The organism is Hyunsoonleella sp. J2K-J805, assembly GCF_057167125.1.
The window spans coordinates 2,961,760-2,978,089 of sequence record NZ_CM169901.1 but is presented as its reverse complement, the minus strand read 5'-3'; the positions used below and the strand labels follow the sequence as shown (position 1 = coordinate 2,978,089).

Below are 16,330 nucleotides of genomic sequence, written 5' to 3'. Positions count from 1 at the left end.
TAAAATAACTATGCATTTCATCGGGTTTTGTTGATTTGAACCTATTTTTAATGCATTTCAGCGGTTATTTTTACCGTTAATCAGATTTATTAGTAATTTAAAAATGATTCAAAACTATTTTTTTGAATACATATAAATCCTTTGAACTAAAACTAAAACATCATGAATGGCTACATTATTTTAGGAATTATAGCATTGTTATTTTTAGCAATGTACGCTTACGCTTATGGGTCGGTATATTTAGATAAGAGCAAACAAAAACGTACCAAAGATGAAATAGAGCAACGACAAGAAGCGATGCGGAGATTAAAAATGCGAAAACAAAGACAGCGCGAGGAAAAACTTCAAAGCATTTACGCGAGAAGTCAAGAAATTAAGGAACGTATAAAAGAATTAGAACGCGAGAGAGCTTTAATGGCTCAAAAGTTTAAAAATAATGTTAAGGTGGAACTGATGAAAAACAACCTTCAAGATCCGCCCCAGCAGCAAGCTGGTTAGTTAATCCTTTTAAAATCTTAAAACCGTTTAAACCAAAAAATTAAACGGTTTTTTTATGGTTAGTATAAATATCACTCTCTTGCCGTGACCTTAAAAAATAGTTGATAACTTTTTGATATTATCCGATGGGAACACCTCTGCGTAAACCCTGTTTTTCTATAAATTCGTAATCGTTGTTTTTACAATCAACAGAAGTATAATTTTAAAGATATTTTCGCTTTTGCGGATAGGAAATATGAAGCAATACCACGATTTAGTAAAGCATGTTTTAGAAAACGGAAACGAAAAAGGAGATCGCACTGGCACGGGCACCAAAAGTGTGTTTGGTTATCAAATGCGTTTTGATTTAAGTGAAGGTTTCCCAATGGTAACGACTAAAAAACTACATCTAAAGTCGATTATTTACGAATTGTTATGGTTTTTAAAGGGTGACACCAACATTAATTACTTAACCGAAAATGGCGTGCGTATATGGAATGAATGGGCTGATGAAAATGGCGATTTAGGTCCGGTTTATGGGCACCAATGGCGCAACTGGAACAGCGATGAGATTGACCAAATAAAAGAAGTCATCCATTCTTTAAAGAATAATCCGGACAGTAGGAGAATGTTAGTTTCTGCTTGGAACCCATCAGTATTGCCCGATACGTCTAAAAGTTTTGCCGAAAATGTGGCCAACGGAAAAGCAGCACTTCCACCATGTCATGCTTTTTTTCAGTTTTATGTAGCTAATGGTAAATTATCTTGTCAGTTATACCAGCGTAGTGCTGATATCTTTTTGGGCGTACCTTTTAATATTGCATCTTATGCCTTATTTACCATGATGATGGCCCAAGTATGTGGTTACGAAGCTGGTGAGTTTATCCACACCTTTGGTGATGCACATATTTACAGCAATCATTATGAACAATTAGAGCTGCAATTATCGCGGGATATCCGTCCGTTACCAAAAATGATCTTAAATCCTGAAATAAAGGACATTTTTGATTTTGATTTTGAGGATTTCACTTTGGTTGATTACAACCCACATCCTCATATTAAAGGGGTTGTGGCGGTTTAGATTCTTACTAAACCTATCCTGCTTTTCTTGACTTTGTAAAAGTTTTCAACTAACTTCGTTTAAGGGCGGATATCCGTCAACCCAGCTGCCATTCATTGCCAAAAAAATGAACATTATAAAAAACATAAGAGAAGAGTCTGGTTACACCCAAGCCGAATTAGCCAAACGTTCAGGTCTGTCTTTAAGAACCATACAGCGCTTAGAATCTAATAATAAAGAGCCTAAAGGACATTCGTTAATAGCACTGTCAAAGGTTTTTAATGTTGAGCCTAAGCGTTTTCAAGAAAAGTTTATTTGTTTTGATCATACCAAAAAAACAGAAAAGACTACAATTCAATTCCTTAATTTATCCATCATTTCTTTTGTAGGAGTTCCTTTTGGGAATCTTATCTTCCCTTTTATTATTTGGTATAGAAACCGTAAATCTAAGTTGGTTGATGAAGTTGGTAGACGGATTATCAATTTTCAAATTTTCTGGTGGATTATACTCGCTTTACTGCTAACTGTCTCACCTTTTATTAGCCGAAAATTTTTGGCCAACACTCAAATTATTTTTTATGTTTTATTTGTTGGATATGCACTAAATGTTATTATTGTGTGTATTACAGCAATGAAATTAAAAAACAATAATTATACTTTTCTAAATCTTCCAATTCGCTTTTTATAAACGGTTAATTAGTTAATTGACGTAAAATTGGCGGTATAAAACGGCTCTCATTTTACTTGTTTTCCTCTTTATTTGTGTAATGGGTTTATTAATAACTCATGATTATTTCATCGTACCAAAATCACACAATCATGAAGAAAAAAATCGGCTACACCTTACTCTTTATAATAATACTTGTGATTTCTGTTGGATTTTACTTTATAAGAAAGTTTGATAATAATTTTTTTAAAGAAAAATCAGCCTATCTAGAATATACTTTTGAACCTAAACCTATTCATTTTGATTGGGTAGCTAATTTCAAAGACTCTGAAGATTATTACGAACCACAAGCAGGAATTATTTTTCCTTTGAAGATCAAGGGATTGAAACATCATTTCTATATGCAATTTGATACTGGCACACCACATACTTACATCTATGAAAATGATTTAAAATCTTTACGTAACATGGGAATAGATATTAAGGAATTCACCAAAGGTGAAGAACGTTACGTTGAGCATATGAATTTCATATTAGGAGACAACCACATCAGTGTATCAATGATTAAAATTTTAGCCAATTACGGACATACCTTTAGTGCAAATGACACCATTTCAAGAATAGGAATAGGCACCATTGGTAGCGATTTTATATCGAACCGAATTTGCGCAATTGATTTTAAAAATCAAACACTAGAACTATTCCATCAACGCTCGCAATGGATGGATGATTTACCTGAATTTAAATCTTTTGACTATAATGGAAGACGTATAATGCTACCTGCAACTATTGATGGTAAGAACTACGAACTATTTTACGATTCTGGCTGTAGTGCATTTGGACTTATCACGACTAAAAATCGATTTAAAAAATACAGTGACAAAAGTGTTGAAGCTATTACCTACAATGCCAAAAGCTGGAAAAGTAGTATCCCTATTACCAGTAGAAAAAGTAACCAAAACTTTACCATTGGCAATACCGAACTGAGTCTAAAACGAGTGAGCTATATTGATATGTACACTGCATTTCAACCTTTGGTAACTCCTTTTACAAGAATTGGTGGCTGGTTGGGTAATCAACCATTTAATGAGACTACATTGATTCTTGACACAAAAGCTGAAGAGTTTACTGTAATTAAAACTAATTGAATGAGAGCATTAATATTTATAATATCTGTTTGTAACTCTTTTGCCTCTGTTTTTGGTCAGAATATTTCTTCAGATATAAAAAATTCCAATACGCAATTACCAATTCAGTATGTAAATATTGGAATAGTAGGAAAGAATATGGGAACGGTTTCAGACTCTTTAGGAAATTTTCAGATTTTGTTGACAAAGGCTTTGAATACGGATACTTTAAGAATCTCGGCAATTGGCTATAAAACTAAAAATTATACTGTTTCCAGTTTAAGAAATAAGCCATTACGAAAAACTATTTTTTTAGATGAAGAAGTCATTCAACTGAAAGAAATTGTTGTTAGTAATAAAACACAAGAAGCTTTGCAATTAGGTCTAAAACGAAAATATTGTTACCCAATTCCCTTATATAAAAAAGCTAGTACAAAAGTAGCATTTCCGCAAAAGAATTCTACTCACGAAATTGGCACAAGGTTCACTAATAAAAATGTCATAAGGTTAGACAGTGTACAAATTAATTTTGCTGAATGTCACCTTGAAAAGTTGACATTAAGATTGAATATATATGCTATTTCGGAAAACTGCATTGAGAATGTTTTGCAACAACCAGTTTATATCTCATTAACCAATGCACAAGCCTTAGCTTTTCCAGTGATAGACCTATCAGACTATAATATAAATCTAGAATCAGACTTTTTAGTAACAATAGAAAATTATAATAGAATACCAAAGGGGTCATTATTCTTACTTGCCAATGCAAATTCCAAAGGAAGAAAATTTCCTACCTACTATAGAAACAATAGCCAAGGCAAATGGGCAAGACTAACCTCAAAAAAATCTAAACCTTTTGGAATTAGTATTATATCCTTTGTGACTCATTATTAAAATTCATCTCAATACAAATTAAAAATATGAACAAAATAATCATAACTACATTATTTATTTCCACAGTGTTCTTAAGTTTGAATGCACAAGTTGAAGTCAAAAGAAATCTAAACTTAGAACTTGCTGAAAAGAACAATATAACTTCCGTAAAAATCGAAAAAGCGCTCAACGGTTTTCTTATAGAAGCAAAAGAAAATAATTATACTGATAAATATGTGGATTTTACTCATAGTAAAAAGTATGAATTCTTCTTTAGTAAACTTGCAGGAATTGGAAAACATTCTGATTTTAATCAGCCTCTTGTCTTAAAATCATATCCAGTTGAGAATGGTAACTATAGACTAACAATAGGATTTACGGGGCAAAAAGAAGGGCAACCGTTTATTTACCAAATTACCGAACTCAAAGCAGTACCATATAAAGACCATTACCGGTTTTATTGCCCTTTTGAGGATAATACAGCACATTTCAAAACCAATAAAATCAAAAATGTTACCTATTATTATAGTCAGGACATTATTGAAAAAAAAGCAATAGAATTTGTCAATTTCACAAAAGAATTAGCCAAATTAACAAACAGTTCTATTCCTGAACTAAATTATTACCATTTCAAAAGTTTAGATGAATTATTAAAATCTTACGGCTTTTTGTATAGTGCCAGACAATGTAATTTTCTATGTTATGATTTAGGTTTTGCTGACAATCAAGGAAATACCTATATAACTGGAACAAATAATGAAAACTATATTTTTGGATATGTAAGCGAATATTTTTATTATAATCTACCTAATAGAAATAAAATTTATTGGCCCTTTGTGCAGGGAATATCAGTATACTATGGTGGCTATGGTTTGAGTTATGATGATATGCAGATTCTTAAAAGTCAATTTAGAAGTAAACTCAAAGAAAATCCAAACATCGATTTTTTAGAAGAATTTAAAAAAGGAAGAAAATCTTCCGTAAACAGACATTTTTCATATTTTGTCATGAGTGCTTTTTTGTTTGAGAAAGCACTTAACGAAAAAGAATTTAAAGAGACAATGAAATTAGTATATTCAGGTAGTGAAGGAGAACAATTTTTTAAAAATCTCAATAATGTATTAGGCGTTAATGATGATAATTTTCACAGAACAATTTTAGAACTAATTAAAACTTGAATTCTTCATGGATTTTAATTAATATTTAATAGACAAACAAAGGATTTAGTTAAATAGTTAGAAACCTAAAAACAACGAAATGGCAACAATATGTATAGCTCATTGCGGTTGAGTTCCTTAATCGGAATTCATTGCAATTTGCTATCTTTCGGTTACGGTGGAAAATCATAGCTGATTTTCCGCAAAGAAGCCATACACAAAACCATTAAACGAACCTCCCAAAAAAACTAATAATAACTTTTAAGAAATATCACTAGCAAATATACCCGGTTAGGGATTGTGCTTCGAGAACCTCAGCAACCAAAGGGGAGCTTTTGGTGAGGAGCGTATCGAGTCAAAACTATTAGCGGAAAGTCCAACCCACCTGTACTTAGCTCGTCGAAGTGTTGTGGGTAACCTGCCTACCTGCCGGCAGGCGCCCAAAAACAAAAAAGCACCTTCTAAAAAGAAAGTGCTTTTAATTAATTTGTTTTAGTGTAAACTTACACAGTTACAACACTGTTTTCAGCGCCTGCAAATTCATTCCAAGCATAAGCATCAGCAGCGGCATCGTTTACATACTCACCATCTACTAAGTACTTAAACTCATAAGAGTTGTCTTTTTCTAAATCTAAAGTAGCTTTAAATGTACCGTTTTTTAATTTTTTAAGAGGTGCCTTTTTAGCATTCCAATCGTTAAAACTTCCAACTACAACCGCCTTTTTAGCTTCAGGCGCTTCAATTGAAAACGTTACTTTACATATAGGTTTACTTTTTAAATACTGTTTTTTAATAGCCATAATATAAGTGTTTAATTATGGCACAAATTTATAAAACATTACAATTATACATACATTTAAAGCACTTATATTGAAAGAATTATCAATTTGCTAATATGTACTATGTTTCTTTTGTAGTATTTGAAAAAATTAAGAGCAAAATTGAAGTATTGCTAATCAAAAATATTAGGTTTTACGTTGATTTTCAACCATTTCCACACTAAAAAGTTTTGGCTTTTGCGGGTTATAGGTTTCATTAAAAAAGCTTTAACTTTACGGTTTTAAAGTTAGAATATGTTCGGAAAGAAGAAACGGCAACCACAGATTGACAAAGAGCAACTAGAGCTTATAGAAAATGCTCAAAAACGCATCAAACAAAAAAAGCGTTTGTATGTACATTTTGTATTGTTTTTAATTGGCTGCGTCCTTATAATTGCTGCCAATACGGTTTTAGGTATAGGTAAAGATTTCACTATTGCAGGCATTAATTGGTTTGTTTATGCTATTTTAATATGGCTCTTTTTATTTCTCTACCATCTATTTAATGTGTTTATAACCAATAAATTCATGGGGAAAGTATGGGAACAACAGCAGATGGAAAAATTGGTGGCTAAACAACAGCACCGTATCGACCAATTGAAAGAAAGCTTTAAAAAAGAAGAGGAAATTAAGGCAAAAAGCGAAGTGTTTAAGGAGCTAAATTCTTCAGAAGCGGCTAAGACAAAAAAAGACTCTGAACTTACTATTATTGTGGCTGCCGCTGAAAATGACGCCATTGGCAGAGGTAATCAGCTAATTTGGCATTTAAGTGACGATTTAAAACGATTTAAGGCCTTAACCAGTGGGCATCATATTATCATGGGCCGAAAAACGTTTGAAAGCTTCCCTAAGCCTTTACCAAACAGAACGCATGTGGTTATAACACGCCAAAGAGATTACAAAGCACCTGTGGGCGTGATTATCGTACACTCATTGGAAGATGCTATTGATGCCGCTAAAAGTGACTCCCAGCCTTTTATTATTGGTGGCGGACAGATTTATAAACAAGCATTATCGGCTAATTTGGTTGATAAAATTGAATTAACTCGTGTGCATGAAGATTTTGAAGCCGACGCTTTTTTTCCAAAAATTGATACCAATATTTGGAAAGAAACCAATAACGTTTTCAATAAAAAGGATGCAGAACATGAGCACGAATTTTCCTTTATTACTTATGAGAGGATTTAAACCAAATAGAACAATTTAGTATATAATTGCTATTTTTGCGCCACTAAAAACTAACTAAAAAACATATGAAAGCATATATATTTCCAGGTCAAGGTGCTCAATTTTCAGGAATGGGCTTAGACCTTTACGAAAATTCCCCTTTTGCCCAAGATCTTTTTGAGCAAGCCAACGAAATTCTAGGATTTTCAATAACAGATACCATGTTTGAAGGTTCTGCTGAAGATTTAAAAGAAACTAAGGTAACACAACCTGCTATTTTTTTACATTCGGTGATTCTCGCAAAAACTTTAGGAGATAATTTTCAGCCAGATATGGTTGCAGGCCATTCTCTTGGAGAGTTTTCTGCTTTAACGGCCAACGGCACTTTAAATTTTGAAGATGGCTTAAAGTTGGTATCCCAACGTGCTTTAGCAATGCAAAAAGCATGTGAGTTACAACCAAGTACCATGGCAGCTGTTTTAGGTTTGGACGATGATATTGTTGAAAAAGTATGTGCTACAACCGAAGGTGTTGTGGTTGCAGCCAATTATAATTGTCCTGGTCAGTTGGTGATCTCTGGAGAAATAGATGCCATTAATAAAGCATGTGACACCTTAAAAGAGGAAGGGGCGCGACGCGCTTTAGTACTGCCTGTAGGCGGTGCATTTCATTCGCCTTTAATGGAGCCTGCCCGTGAGGAACTAGCGTCTGCCATTGAGAACACTGCATTTAATACACCTAGCTGTCACATCTACCAAAACGTGACTGCAAGTGCCGTAAGTGATGAAAATGAGATTAAAACCAACTTAATATCGCAATTGACTGCACCGGTACGTTGGACCCAATCCGTACAGCAAATGATTGCCGATGGTGCTACTTTGTTTACTGAAGTTGGCCCTGGCAAGGTATTGCAAGGTTTGGTAAAAAAAATAAACAGAGAAGCCCAAACCGAATCTGCAACTTTTGAAGCTAATTCTTAAATGAAATTTACACGTCGTACTGCCTTCATAGTTTTGACTATAGTTTTGACTGTTGCTGTTGATCAAATTTCAAAAGTATTGGTCGTAAATAACATTGAACCCAGAACGAAAACTTCTTATGGTGAAACCATTTCCTTAATCGGTGATTATTTTACAATGATGCACGTAAAAAACAAAGGTGCTTTTTTAGGAATGGGCAGTGATTTGGAAGGTCCTCTAAAAATTTTCCTGCTATTAGTGCTCCCAGTTATTGTATTAGGTTTTGTCCTTCGTCATATTATAAAAGATAAAACTCTAGATAATTGGTCTCTTTTTGCCTTTGCTAGTATTATTGGTGGTGGTATTGCTAATGTTTATGATCGTTTTGCCTACGGTGAAGTTACTGACTTTCTTTACATTCAAATTACAGATACCATAAGAACAGGCATCTTTAATTTAGCCGACTTATCTGTTACCACAGGTATGATTATTTTGGTGGTGATGATGTTGAAGCAGAAAAAAGAATCAAAAAAAGAAGCCGTAGAGTAAGAGAAATCTACGGCTTCAAAATTAAAAATAATAGATTGGTTGATTAGCTATACATACTAATTACTTAGGTGTTATTAATGATTTAAGGTATTGTAAAAGGCACACTTTCACCTGAACCATAGCCGCCATCGGAAGCATATATTACTTCTCCATTAAAAGTTAATGTATAAGAGCCAGCTCCATCTTCAAAAGCATCAAAAATGTTAAATGTATAAGCCCCTGAGGCTAAGCATATATTCCTAGAAATTCCTTCCGTTAAACCATCATAAGCACCAAATCCTGCTGGTGTGGCACTTTCAAATACGGTATCTCCAGCGGCATTAGCAATACTCCAATAAATCTCTTCTGGCCAATCATCAAAAGTGATATCTAAAATCAATTCTGGGTTCGGGCATACTTGTTTGAGGTTCATTTGCATTGTAGCGCCTATATTCAATCCCTCTTGGGTGGCAAAATCCAAAGCTAAAATATCTTCTCCCGAAGGGTTAATATTTGGTCCTACTATTTCAAGATTAAATGTGCCTAAATTAGAATTGGCAGGAACAGTTACAGAAGATGGTACAGAATAAGCAGAAGCATCGGCAGTTGTTAAATCTGTGTTTACCATAATATTGAAAGTGCGATCAGAACTTGCAGTATTAGAGGTAGCAATTTTTATCTCTTCTGTAGCACTCAAATTAGGATCTACGCCTAATAATGGCCTAGATTCAAACCCAACGTAATTAATCTCTAAGATTGCAGGTGCTCCATCGTTTTCCTCACAATTGGTAAACAACCCGATACTCAAGGCAATGGTGAATATAGTTAGTAATTTTTTCATAATCGTTATGTTTTATTTTATAATAATCTTTTTAGTGAATTTTGAATTTCCACTGGTTATGTTCAAAAAGTAAATACCTTTAGAAAATTTTGAGGTATTCACCGCATAATTCCCATTAGAACTAATGGGCAACAGGTCTTTATAAATTAATTTTCCATTAATGTTATATAGTGCTAATTTGGAGGTTTCAGGTAATGCTCTATAATCTATATTGAGCTCTGTGGAAGCTGGAACTGGCCATATTTTTAAATTTGAAAATACATTTTCTTTTGTACTCAATGTTAGGTTACTACCAGAAACAATAACCGAAAAAGGCTGAGAACTGTTGGCTAATGAACCTTTGTGGGTTACCGTTAAAGTATAATTTCCAGTTACGGGACTTGCGATATCAACACGCTCTATATTATCAACATTGTTATCACCTTTAATGGCATCATTTGTAACATTGGTATTATCTAATTTCCAAGGTGTAAATATGGTGCTATTAGAATCTTCCAACCTTAAATCTAAATCATTGATGAGTCTTGGAGTGAGTACATTATTTGGGCTTGAAGACACATTACCGGCAGGATCTGTCCAACAGATAGTAGCTCTAAGTTCACTACCAGCAGCTGCCGAAAATTGGTAAGTATACGTACCGCCATCGTTCAGTACTACCTCCCTAATTAAAGCATTGCCTTCTTTATCTCCTTTAATCAATAATGCAGCATCCTCAGCATTGAGTAAACCCCAGCCGAAAATAGCATCTGGTCCAGTTCTAGTATTATCATCTATCGCTGTATGACACACAAGCCCTTTTAAGGTCGCAGCCCGCATGTAATTAGAATTCAGTTGATTGTAATACTCTTGTAATAAAAGGAGTGAACCTGCTACATTAGGTGAAGCCATTGAGGTTCCTGAAATTGTACTGTAAGCATTATCGCTTCCGGAAAATGGCGAGTAAACATTGGTTCCATCTCCAGCTATATCTGGTTTTATTCTAAAGTCATCAGTTGGCCCTTGACTGCTACCTGAATTAATAGCCAAAATTGATAATTCTCCAGTAGTAGCATTTAGAATTGGATTTGCATTGGCCACCACTAAATTATTTTTGGCCGTCTTGTTTCCAGTTAACTTGTCGTAACCAGAGGCTTGACCACCAGTATAAGTTCCCGTAGGTCCAGAACCTGCATTGCCAGCAGAATTAACTGCTAAATAATACGGTACATTATATGCTACTTGATTCCAAGTTCTTGCGGCAGACGAATATGAACCAATATCTTCAGCATCCACTTGCTGTGTACTGCCCGAAAATATAGGAACTCCGTATGAATGATTTGATACCAACAATCCATTTGAAGCCTCGTTTAACGCTTCGGCATCATCAAATTCCCAATCGTACGATCTTAGGGTAGCCTTAGGCGCCATCCCTTTGGCTTCTGCATCGGCACCTTTAGCTAAAAGCGTACCAGCCACATGTGTAGCATGATCACTAATTGGACCAAAAAATAGGCCAGGGAACTCCGGATATATCACTCTTGATTGCGGTACTACCTGATTATCTTTAAACTCATCATGAGTTCCACGAACACTTTCCTCATCCCAAACACCTATGCTCATATTTTCGCCTTCTAAACTCAGACCTAAGCCTCCACCTGGATACAACTGATCTGTTTTTGTGGCTTTTGCGCTATTGATGTTATCTGTTGTTCGATAAACTGGCTTACCATTTACAATATCATAAATAGCATGTATTTTACCGTTAACCATTATTGTGCGTGTTTGACCTAGATGGGTTTTGAGGTAGGCTGATATTATTTGTGCCTTAAGTCTGTTTTTTTCAATCAAGACTGATTTGAGTGCTTCTATTTTATCCATATCATAGGCAGAAGTTATAGCAACTCTTTCAGCCTCAGTTTGACAGAACACAGTAATATTGTTAAAAAACATTATTAAACAAAGAAAGGAAACTACTTTATTATTCATTATCAAATCCTTCGTAGCCTGGGTTATTAAGTGTTTCGTCTTCAGGTATTTTTAAGAAAAAACGATTATCATTTGCAGGTATATCAATGGATATACGATGAACATCGTTTCTTAAAATTGGTAAATTATAACGCTTAGCATCAAACCAATGTGATCCAAATTCGCCATAAAACTCTTTTTTACGTTCTAATAAGATTTCATCTAACAACGCTTGCCCTGTATTACCAGATGGTGTTGCATTAGGGTCTCTATCAGATTGTAACGTAAAAAGTAAGTTTTGTGCCTCAGGAATATTTCCTAAATGGTATTGTGCTTCAGCATCAAATAATACCATTTCAGATTTTCTAATTAAAGGAATATCTGATGCAAATGTAAATGCATATTTGGTAGAAATAAACTCTCTCCAAGGTTCCGTAGCAGAAACACCATAGATGTCGAAAAATAAATTTCTGGAGTCTGTGGCAGAGAACTGATCAACAAAATCAGGATCGAAATAAGATGCAGAATAACTGAGTGTTAGGTGGTCCATCATTGCCGGTCCATGTCCAAAGAAAAAGTTTGTTTCATCAGAACCATTTTGGAATAATGCCCAAATCCACTCTTGATCACTCATATCGCTAAATCCATTACCCCAGTTGGTAGACTGAACAGCAGCAGCAGCATTACCTCCGTAGGCGGCTCTGGCTAAGGCAGACATTCTACCCCAATCGTCCTGCGTTACAGATAATACACGTGTTAATACGGCTTGAGCTACAGCTTTATTTATAAAGCTTTTACCCAATCTTGTATCTGGTAAATCTAATACAGCATCTGTTAAATCTTGAATAACTTGATTATAAACCTCACTCATAGGTGCTGGGGGACTTCCTTGGGCAGTTTCTATAGAAGCTGGTGCGGTGTAAAAAGGTATTCTTACTAAATCTCTATTATTGTTATAGTTTGGGCAAAATTCTAACAGTAACTCAAATAAATGAAGCCCTCTAAAAAATTTACCCTTTGCAATATACTCTCTCTTTTCAGATTCAGATAAACCAGTGCTCTTTTCCACACCAGCAATCAAAGTATTAGCAAAATTTACATTCTCATAATTAAAATCCCATGTAAAAGTGGTGCGCCTAAAGTTAGGTTCTCTGTTTTCATGACCGTAGTCAAAAGTAAACCAACTAAAAGCTTGTATAAGATCATTACCTTTTACGGCTCTAGCAAAGTACATAGCATAAATACCTCCGGTATCTACGTTTCTATATTGTCCTTTATAATTGGCTAAAATACCGTTAACAAATGTTTGTACGTTATCGGCATTGGCAAAAATCACACCATCATTAACGCCTGTGGTATCAACAGGTTCATCTAAAAACTCTTCAGAACAAGAGTTAAAACTTATTATAGAAACTACAACCACAACATACTGTAGAAGCAATTTAAAAGATTTTTTAATCGTGTTTTTCATAACTTTTATTTTAAAATTTCACTAGTGCCCCAAACGTTATTGTACGTTGTAAAGGGGATCTATTATTCGTTAAACCATTAAATGCTTGCTCAGGATCTATACCCTTATGAGTTTGCCAAGTGATTAAATTGTCTGCTTGAAGGAAGAGTCTGAATTGCTTTAAACCTATTTTATCAATAGTATCACTTGAAAGGTTATAGCCTAATGTTAAGGCTTTTAGACGTAAAAAGTCATTTTTAAATAACCATCTAGTAGATCTGTCATTAAAATTATTATTGGCAAATGTTAAACGAGGGAAATCCGTAATATCACCAGGGTTTGCCCAAGATTGAAAATTATCTGGGTGCGCAGAAGACCCTACACTAGCTAAATTACTGACTAAACCTGTATAATCAGTATCTAATAGATAGCCCCCAACACTAAAGTTAAATAAAGCATTAAGGTCAAACTGCTTGAATCTAATAAATGTATTAAAACCACCTTGCACATCTGGTAAAGATTCTTTTCCAGTCTCGTAGCGTGTAGCTTCATCATACTGATTGGTTACATCTCTACCGATGACTTCGCCATTGTTATCAAGTACATCTATGTACCATAAAGCGTCTCCATTACCTGGATCTACGCCCGCCCATTCTCTGATAAAGAATTCGAATAAAGAATTTCCTGGTTTTAATAATTTTGAACCATTCACCTGCTCATCGGCAAAAGGAGAAAGCTCAATAATTTCATTCTTTAAAATAGAAACGTTACCACCTAAAGACCATTGAAAGTCTTTTTTATTTATTATACTACTATTAAGGGTAACTTCCCAACCACTGTTGCTAATAGAGCCCGCATTTGCCCTTAGAAATGGAACTCCAGGAGAACGCGCCAGTTCAATATCTTGAATTAACCCAGAACTAATTCTATCAAAATACTCAACAGAACCAGTTAATACACCATTAAAAATGGTAAAATCCATACCAATGTTAGTAGTTTCTGCCGTTTCCCAAGTCAGGTTAGGGTCTATAAGGGTATTAGATGGAAGAAAACTAGCATTTCCTTCTACAGGTGATAGGGTGATATTAGCAAAATTTGCACCTTGGAAAAGGAAACTATTTGGGAAGAACCCACCAGGGATACTAATATTTCCAAGTTCACCATAAGAAGCGCGAAATTTTAAATTGTTTAACCAGCTAACATTTTCCATAAAGCTTTCATTAGTTACTACCCAAGAGGCACCAACTGAAAAGAACTCACCTGTTCTTAAATCTTCACTAAACTGTGATGTTTTATCTTGACGTAAACTACCTTCTAAGTAGTATCTATTGTCAAAATTATAGGATACTCTACCTAATATACTAGCGATACGCTGTTCTGTTCTAAAACCATTAAAGGATTCTGCTACGGTACCGTTACCTATTTCTTGTTGACCGGGCAGAAAACCAGTAGATGAGGCACTAAACGAATCTCCAGTACTAATGTTAGATTCATGAAGAGCATCAATACTCAAGGTGTGTTTACCAAACGTATTAGAATAATTTAAAGCTTGAATAGCATTTAAGGCTGTGGAGACATTTCTTCTTTTTCGAACCCTTCCTTGTACATTTGAAGCTGCTCCAATTAAGTCGTCATCAAACTCATGAGAATCAAAAGCATAACTTTCATAGTTAAATGTAGATTTAAATGTTAAATTATTAGCTAAAGTAACTTCGGCATATGCAGAGCCTAAAAAGTTTGTTCTAATTCTTTTTTCTTCTCCTAAAAATATGGTGGCTAAGATATTTTCGCCGTTTATACCTGGTCTTATATTATTTAAAGGTTGACCTACAGGTCTGCCATTACCGTTACCCAAATCATAGATAGGTTCTCCATTATCATCTAATATTAAATTACCATTAACATCTCTAACAAAAATAGGGTAAGCACTAGCGTAACTATATATCCACGAAATAGCTTGAGCTGTACTCCCAGAGGTTTGATCTGGATTGTTTGAGTGTGATCTAGAGAAACCTAGTGTAATACCTGTTTTTAACCAGTCATTAACTTGACTGTCCATGGCAGCTCTTGTTGCAATTCTTTCAAAGTTTGATCTAATTACTGGTCCATCTTCATTTAAATAGTCGAATGAGAAAAAATAATTAGATTTTTCACCACCACCAGATACACTTAAATTGTGATTAATTCTAGGAACATCAGTTCTTAAAACAGTATCTTCCCAATCTGTTTCCCATATCAAAGAAGCACCATTGACTAAATTACCATTGGCATCTATAGGCATTGCTACATTGTAAGGGTTATATCCTATTATAGGAATTACAGCAGCAGCAGCATTAGCACCAGCCTCAGTAGGACTTTGCCCTAAGTTATAAAGATTATCATTCCTTAATCCTTGCCATGTAAGTTTTAGATAATCTTCAGGACCAACCAAATCGTGAATCCCTACGGCTGGATTAGAAAACCCATATTGACTTCTGATTGTAATTTCAGCACCAGAATTACGCTTACCTCTTTTGGTAGTAATTATAATTACGCCATTTGCAGCTCTATTGCCGTAGAGTGAAGCCGAACCTGCATCTTTTAAAACCGAAATAGATTCAATTTGATCCTGACTTATGGTATTTAAGTTACCATTAAATGGTGCACCGTCAATAATTATTAAAGGCCCATTGGAACTAGCAAAATTACCAGTATCTACACTACGATTACCAATTTGATCATTAAAACTTCCGAAACCACGAATCCTTATGTTAGGATTTTGACCAGGTTGTCCGCCTGCAGTAACAATGTTAACACCTGCTACAGTACCTTGTAAAGCCCTAAGCGGAGATGTTACCTGTTGGCTTTCAATAATTTCAGCGTCAATAACATCTACAGCTCCAACTATGGCTTCTCTAGTCTGTGTTCCAAAAGCTACAACAACCACCTCTTCAAGTGCGGTAGCATCTTCCTCTAAAGTTACGTTAACAACACTTGATGTGCCAATTGAAACTTCTTGAGTAACATATCCAACATAACTAAATACTAGAGCGTCTCCGGTATTTAGCCTTATTGCATATTTTCCATCAAAATCTGTTGAGGTCCCATTTGTGGTTCCTTTAACCAATACAGTTGCTCCAGGGAGCGGCAATTTGTTTACATCTACAACTTGTCCTGTAATGGTTCGTTCTTGAGCAAATAATGTGGATACCCCAAACATTATAAGCACTAATGCGTAGTAGTTTTTTAATCTCATAAAAAATGAATTTGAATTAGTCTATGC

At 34.7% G+C, this 16,330-nt stretch carries 14 protein-coding genes; 9 read left to right on the top strand and 5 right to left on the bottom strand.

The window, feature by feature from the left end:
• Positions 1-162 precede the first annotated feature (162 nt).
• The 6 genes from AC1B0Z_RS13180 to AC1B0Z_RS13155 all read left to right on the top strand — a co-directional run bounded on the left by AC1B0Z_RS13180 (position 163) and on the right by AC1B0Z_RS13155 (position 5,382).
• Complete coding sequence (locus tag AC1B0Z_RS13180) at positions 163-498, top strand: hypothetical protein (RefSeq protein ID WP_483792504.1); 336 nt, start codon at positions 163-165, stop codon at positions 496-498.
• 235 nt (positions 499-733) lie between these two features.
• Complete coding sequence (locus AC1B0Z_RS13175; protein ID WP_483792503.1) at positions 734-1,558, top strand: thymidylate synthase; 825 nt, start codon at positions 734-736, stop codon at positions 1,556-1,558.
• Between the two features lie 106 nt (positions 1,559-1,664).
• Entirely contained in the window at positions 1,665-2,225 is a 561-nt protein-coding gene (locus AC1B0Z_RS13170; protein ID WP_483792502.1) for a magnetosome magnetite crystal formation protein family, read from the top strand.
• A gap of 131 nt (positions 2,226-2,356) precedes the next feature.
• Positions 2,357-3,352, top strand: coding sequence for a hypothetical protein (locus tag AC1B0Z_RS13165; protein WP_483792501.1), 996 nt, complete (start codon positions 2,357-2,359; stop codon positions 3,350-3,352).
• Positions 3,353-4,225, top strand: a complete 873-nt coding sequence (locus AC1B0Z_RS13160; RefSeq protein WP_483792500.1) for a carboxypeptidase-like regulatory domain-containing protein — start codon at positions 3,353-3,355, stop codon at positions 4,223-4,225.
• 26 nt (positions 4,226-4,251) lie between these two features.
• On the top strand, positions 4,252-5,382 hold the full coding sequence (locus tag AC1B0Z_RS13155) for a hypothetical protein (protein WP_483792499.1): 1,131 nt from the start codon (positions 4,252-4,254) through the stop codon (positions 5,380-5,382).
• A 482-nt stretch (positions 5,383-5,864) separates the two neighbouring features.
• Here the strand turns inward: AC1B0Z_RS13155 and AC1B0Z_RS13150 are convergent, their stop codons facing one another.
• Positions 5,865-6,161 carry an isoamylase early set domain-containing protein gene (locus AC1B0Z_RS13150; RefSeq protein ID WP_483792498.1) on the bottom strand — a complete coding sequence of 99 codons (297 nt, stop codon included), beginning with the start codon at positions 6,159-6,161 and terminating at the stop codon, positions 5,865-5,867.
• A 273-nt stretch (positions 6,162-6,434) separates the two neighbouring features.
• Here AC1B0Z_RS13150 and AC1B0Z_RS13145 point away from each other — a divergent pair, with 273 nt between their 5' ends.
• The 3 genes from AC1B0Z_RS13145 to lspA all read left to right on the top strand — a co-directional run bounded on the left by AC1B0Z_RS13145 (position 6,435) and on the right by lspA (position 8,854).
• Entirely contained in the window at positions 6,435-7,367 is a 933-nt protein-coding gene (locus AC1B0Z_RS13145; protein ID WP_483792497.1) for a dihydrofolate reductase, read from the top strand.
• Positions 7,368-7,432: 65 nt separating this feature from the next.
• Positions 7,433-8,326 (top strand): ACP S-malonyltransferase, encoded by an 894-nt coding sequence (gene fabD, locus AC1B0Z_RS13140; RefSeq protein WP_483792496.1) that lies wholly within the window; start codon positions 7,433-7,435, stop codon positions 8,324-8,326.
• Positions 8,327-8,854, top strand: a complete 528-nt coding sequence (lspA, locus tag AC1B0Z_RS13135) for a signal peptidase II (RefSeq protein ID WP_483792495.1) — start codon at positions 8,327-8,329, stop codon at positions 8,852-8,854.
• A gap of 82 nt (positions 8,855-8,936) precedes the next feature.
• On the opposite strand, the gene AC1B0Z_RS13130 is transcribed toward lspA, so the two are convergent.
• From AC1B0Z_RS13130 to AC1B0Z_RS13115, 4 genes are read right to left on the bottom strand one after another with little or no spacing between them, the layout of a single operon-like run.
• Positions 8,937-9,674: a hypothetical protein gene (locus tag AC1B0Z_RS13130; protein WP_483792494.1), complete on the bottom strand. Its 738-nt coding sequence runs from the start codon at positions 9,672-9,674 to the stop codon at positions 8,937-8,939.
• A 12-nt stretch (positions 9,675-9,686) separates the two neighbouring features.
• Positions 9,687-11,582 carry a S8 family serine peptidase gene (locus AC1B0Z_RS13125; RefSeq protein ID WP_483792493.1) on the bottom strand — a complete coding sequence of 632 codons (1,896 nt, stop codon included), beginning with the start codon at positions 11,580-11,582 and terminating at the stop codon, positions 9,687-9,689.
• A 49-nt stretch (positions 11,583-11,631) separates the two neighbouring features.
• Positions 11,632-13,089, bottom strand: coding sequence for a RagB/SusD family nutrient uptake outer membrane protein (locus tag AC1B0Z_RS13120; RefSeq protein ID WP_483792492.1), 1,458 nt, complete (start codon positions 13,087-13,089; stop codon positions 11,632-11,634).
• Positions 13,090-13,099: 10 nt separating this feature from the next.
• Positions 13,100-16,303 carry a SusC/RagA family TonB-linked outer membrane protein gene (locus AC1B0Z_RS13115; RefSeq protein WP_483792491.1) on the bottom strand — a complete coding sequence of 1,068 codons (3,204 nt, stop codon included), beginning with the start codon at positions 16,301-16,303 and terminating at the stop codon, positions 13,100-13,102.
• Between the last annotated feature and the right edge of the window lie 27 nt (positions 16,304-16,330).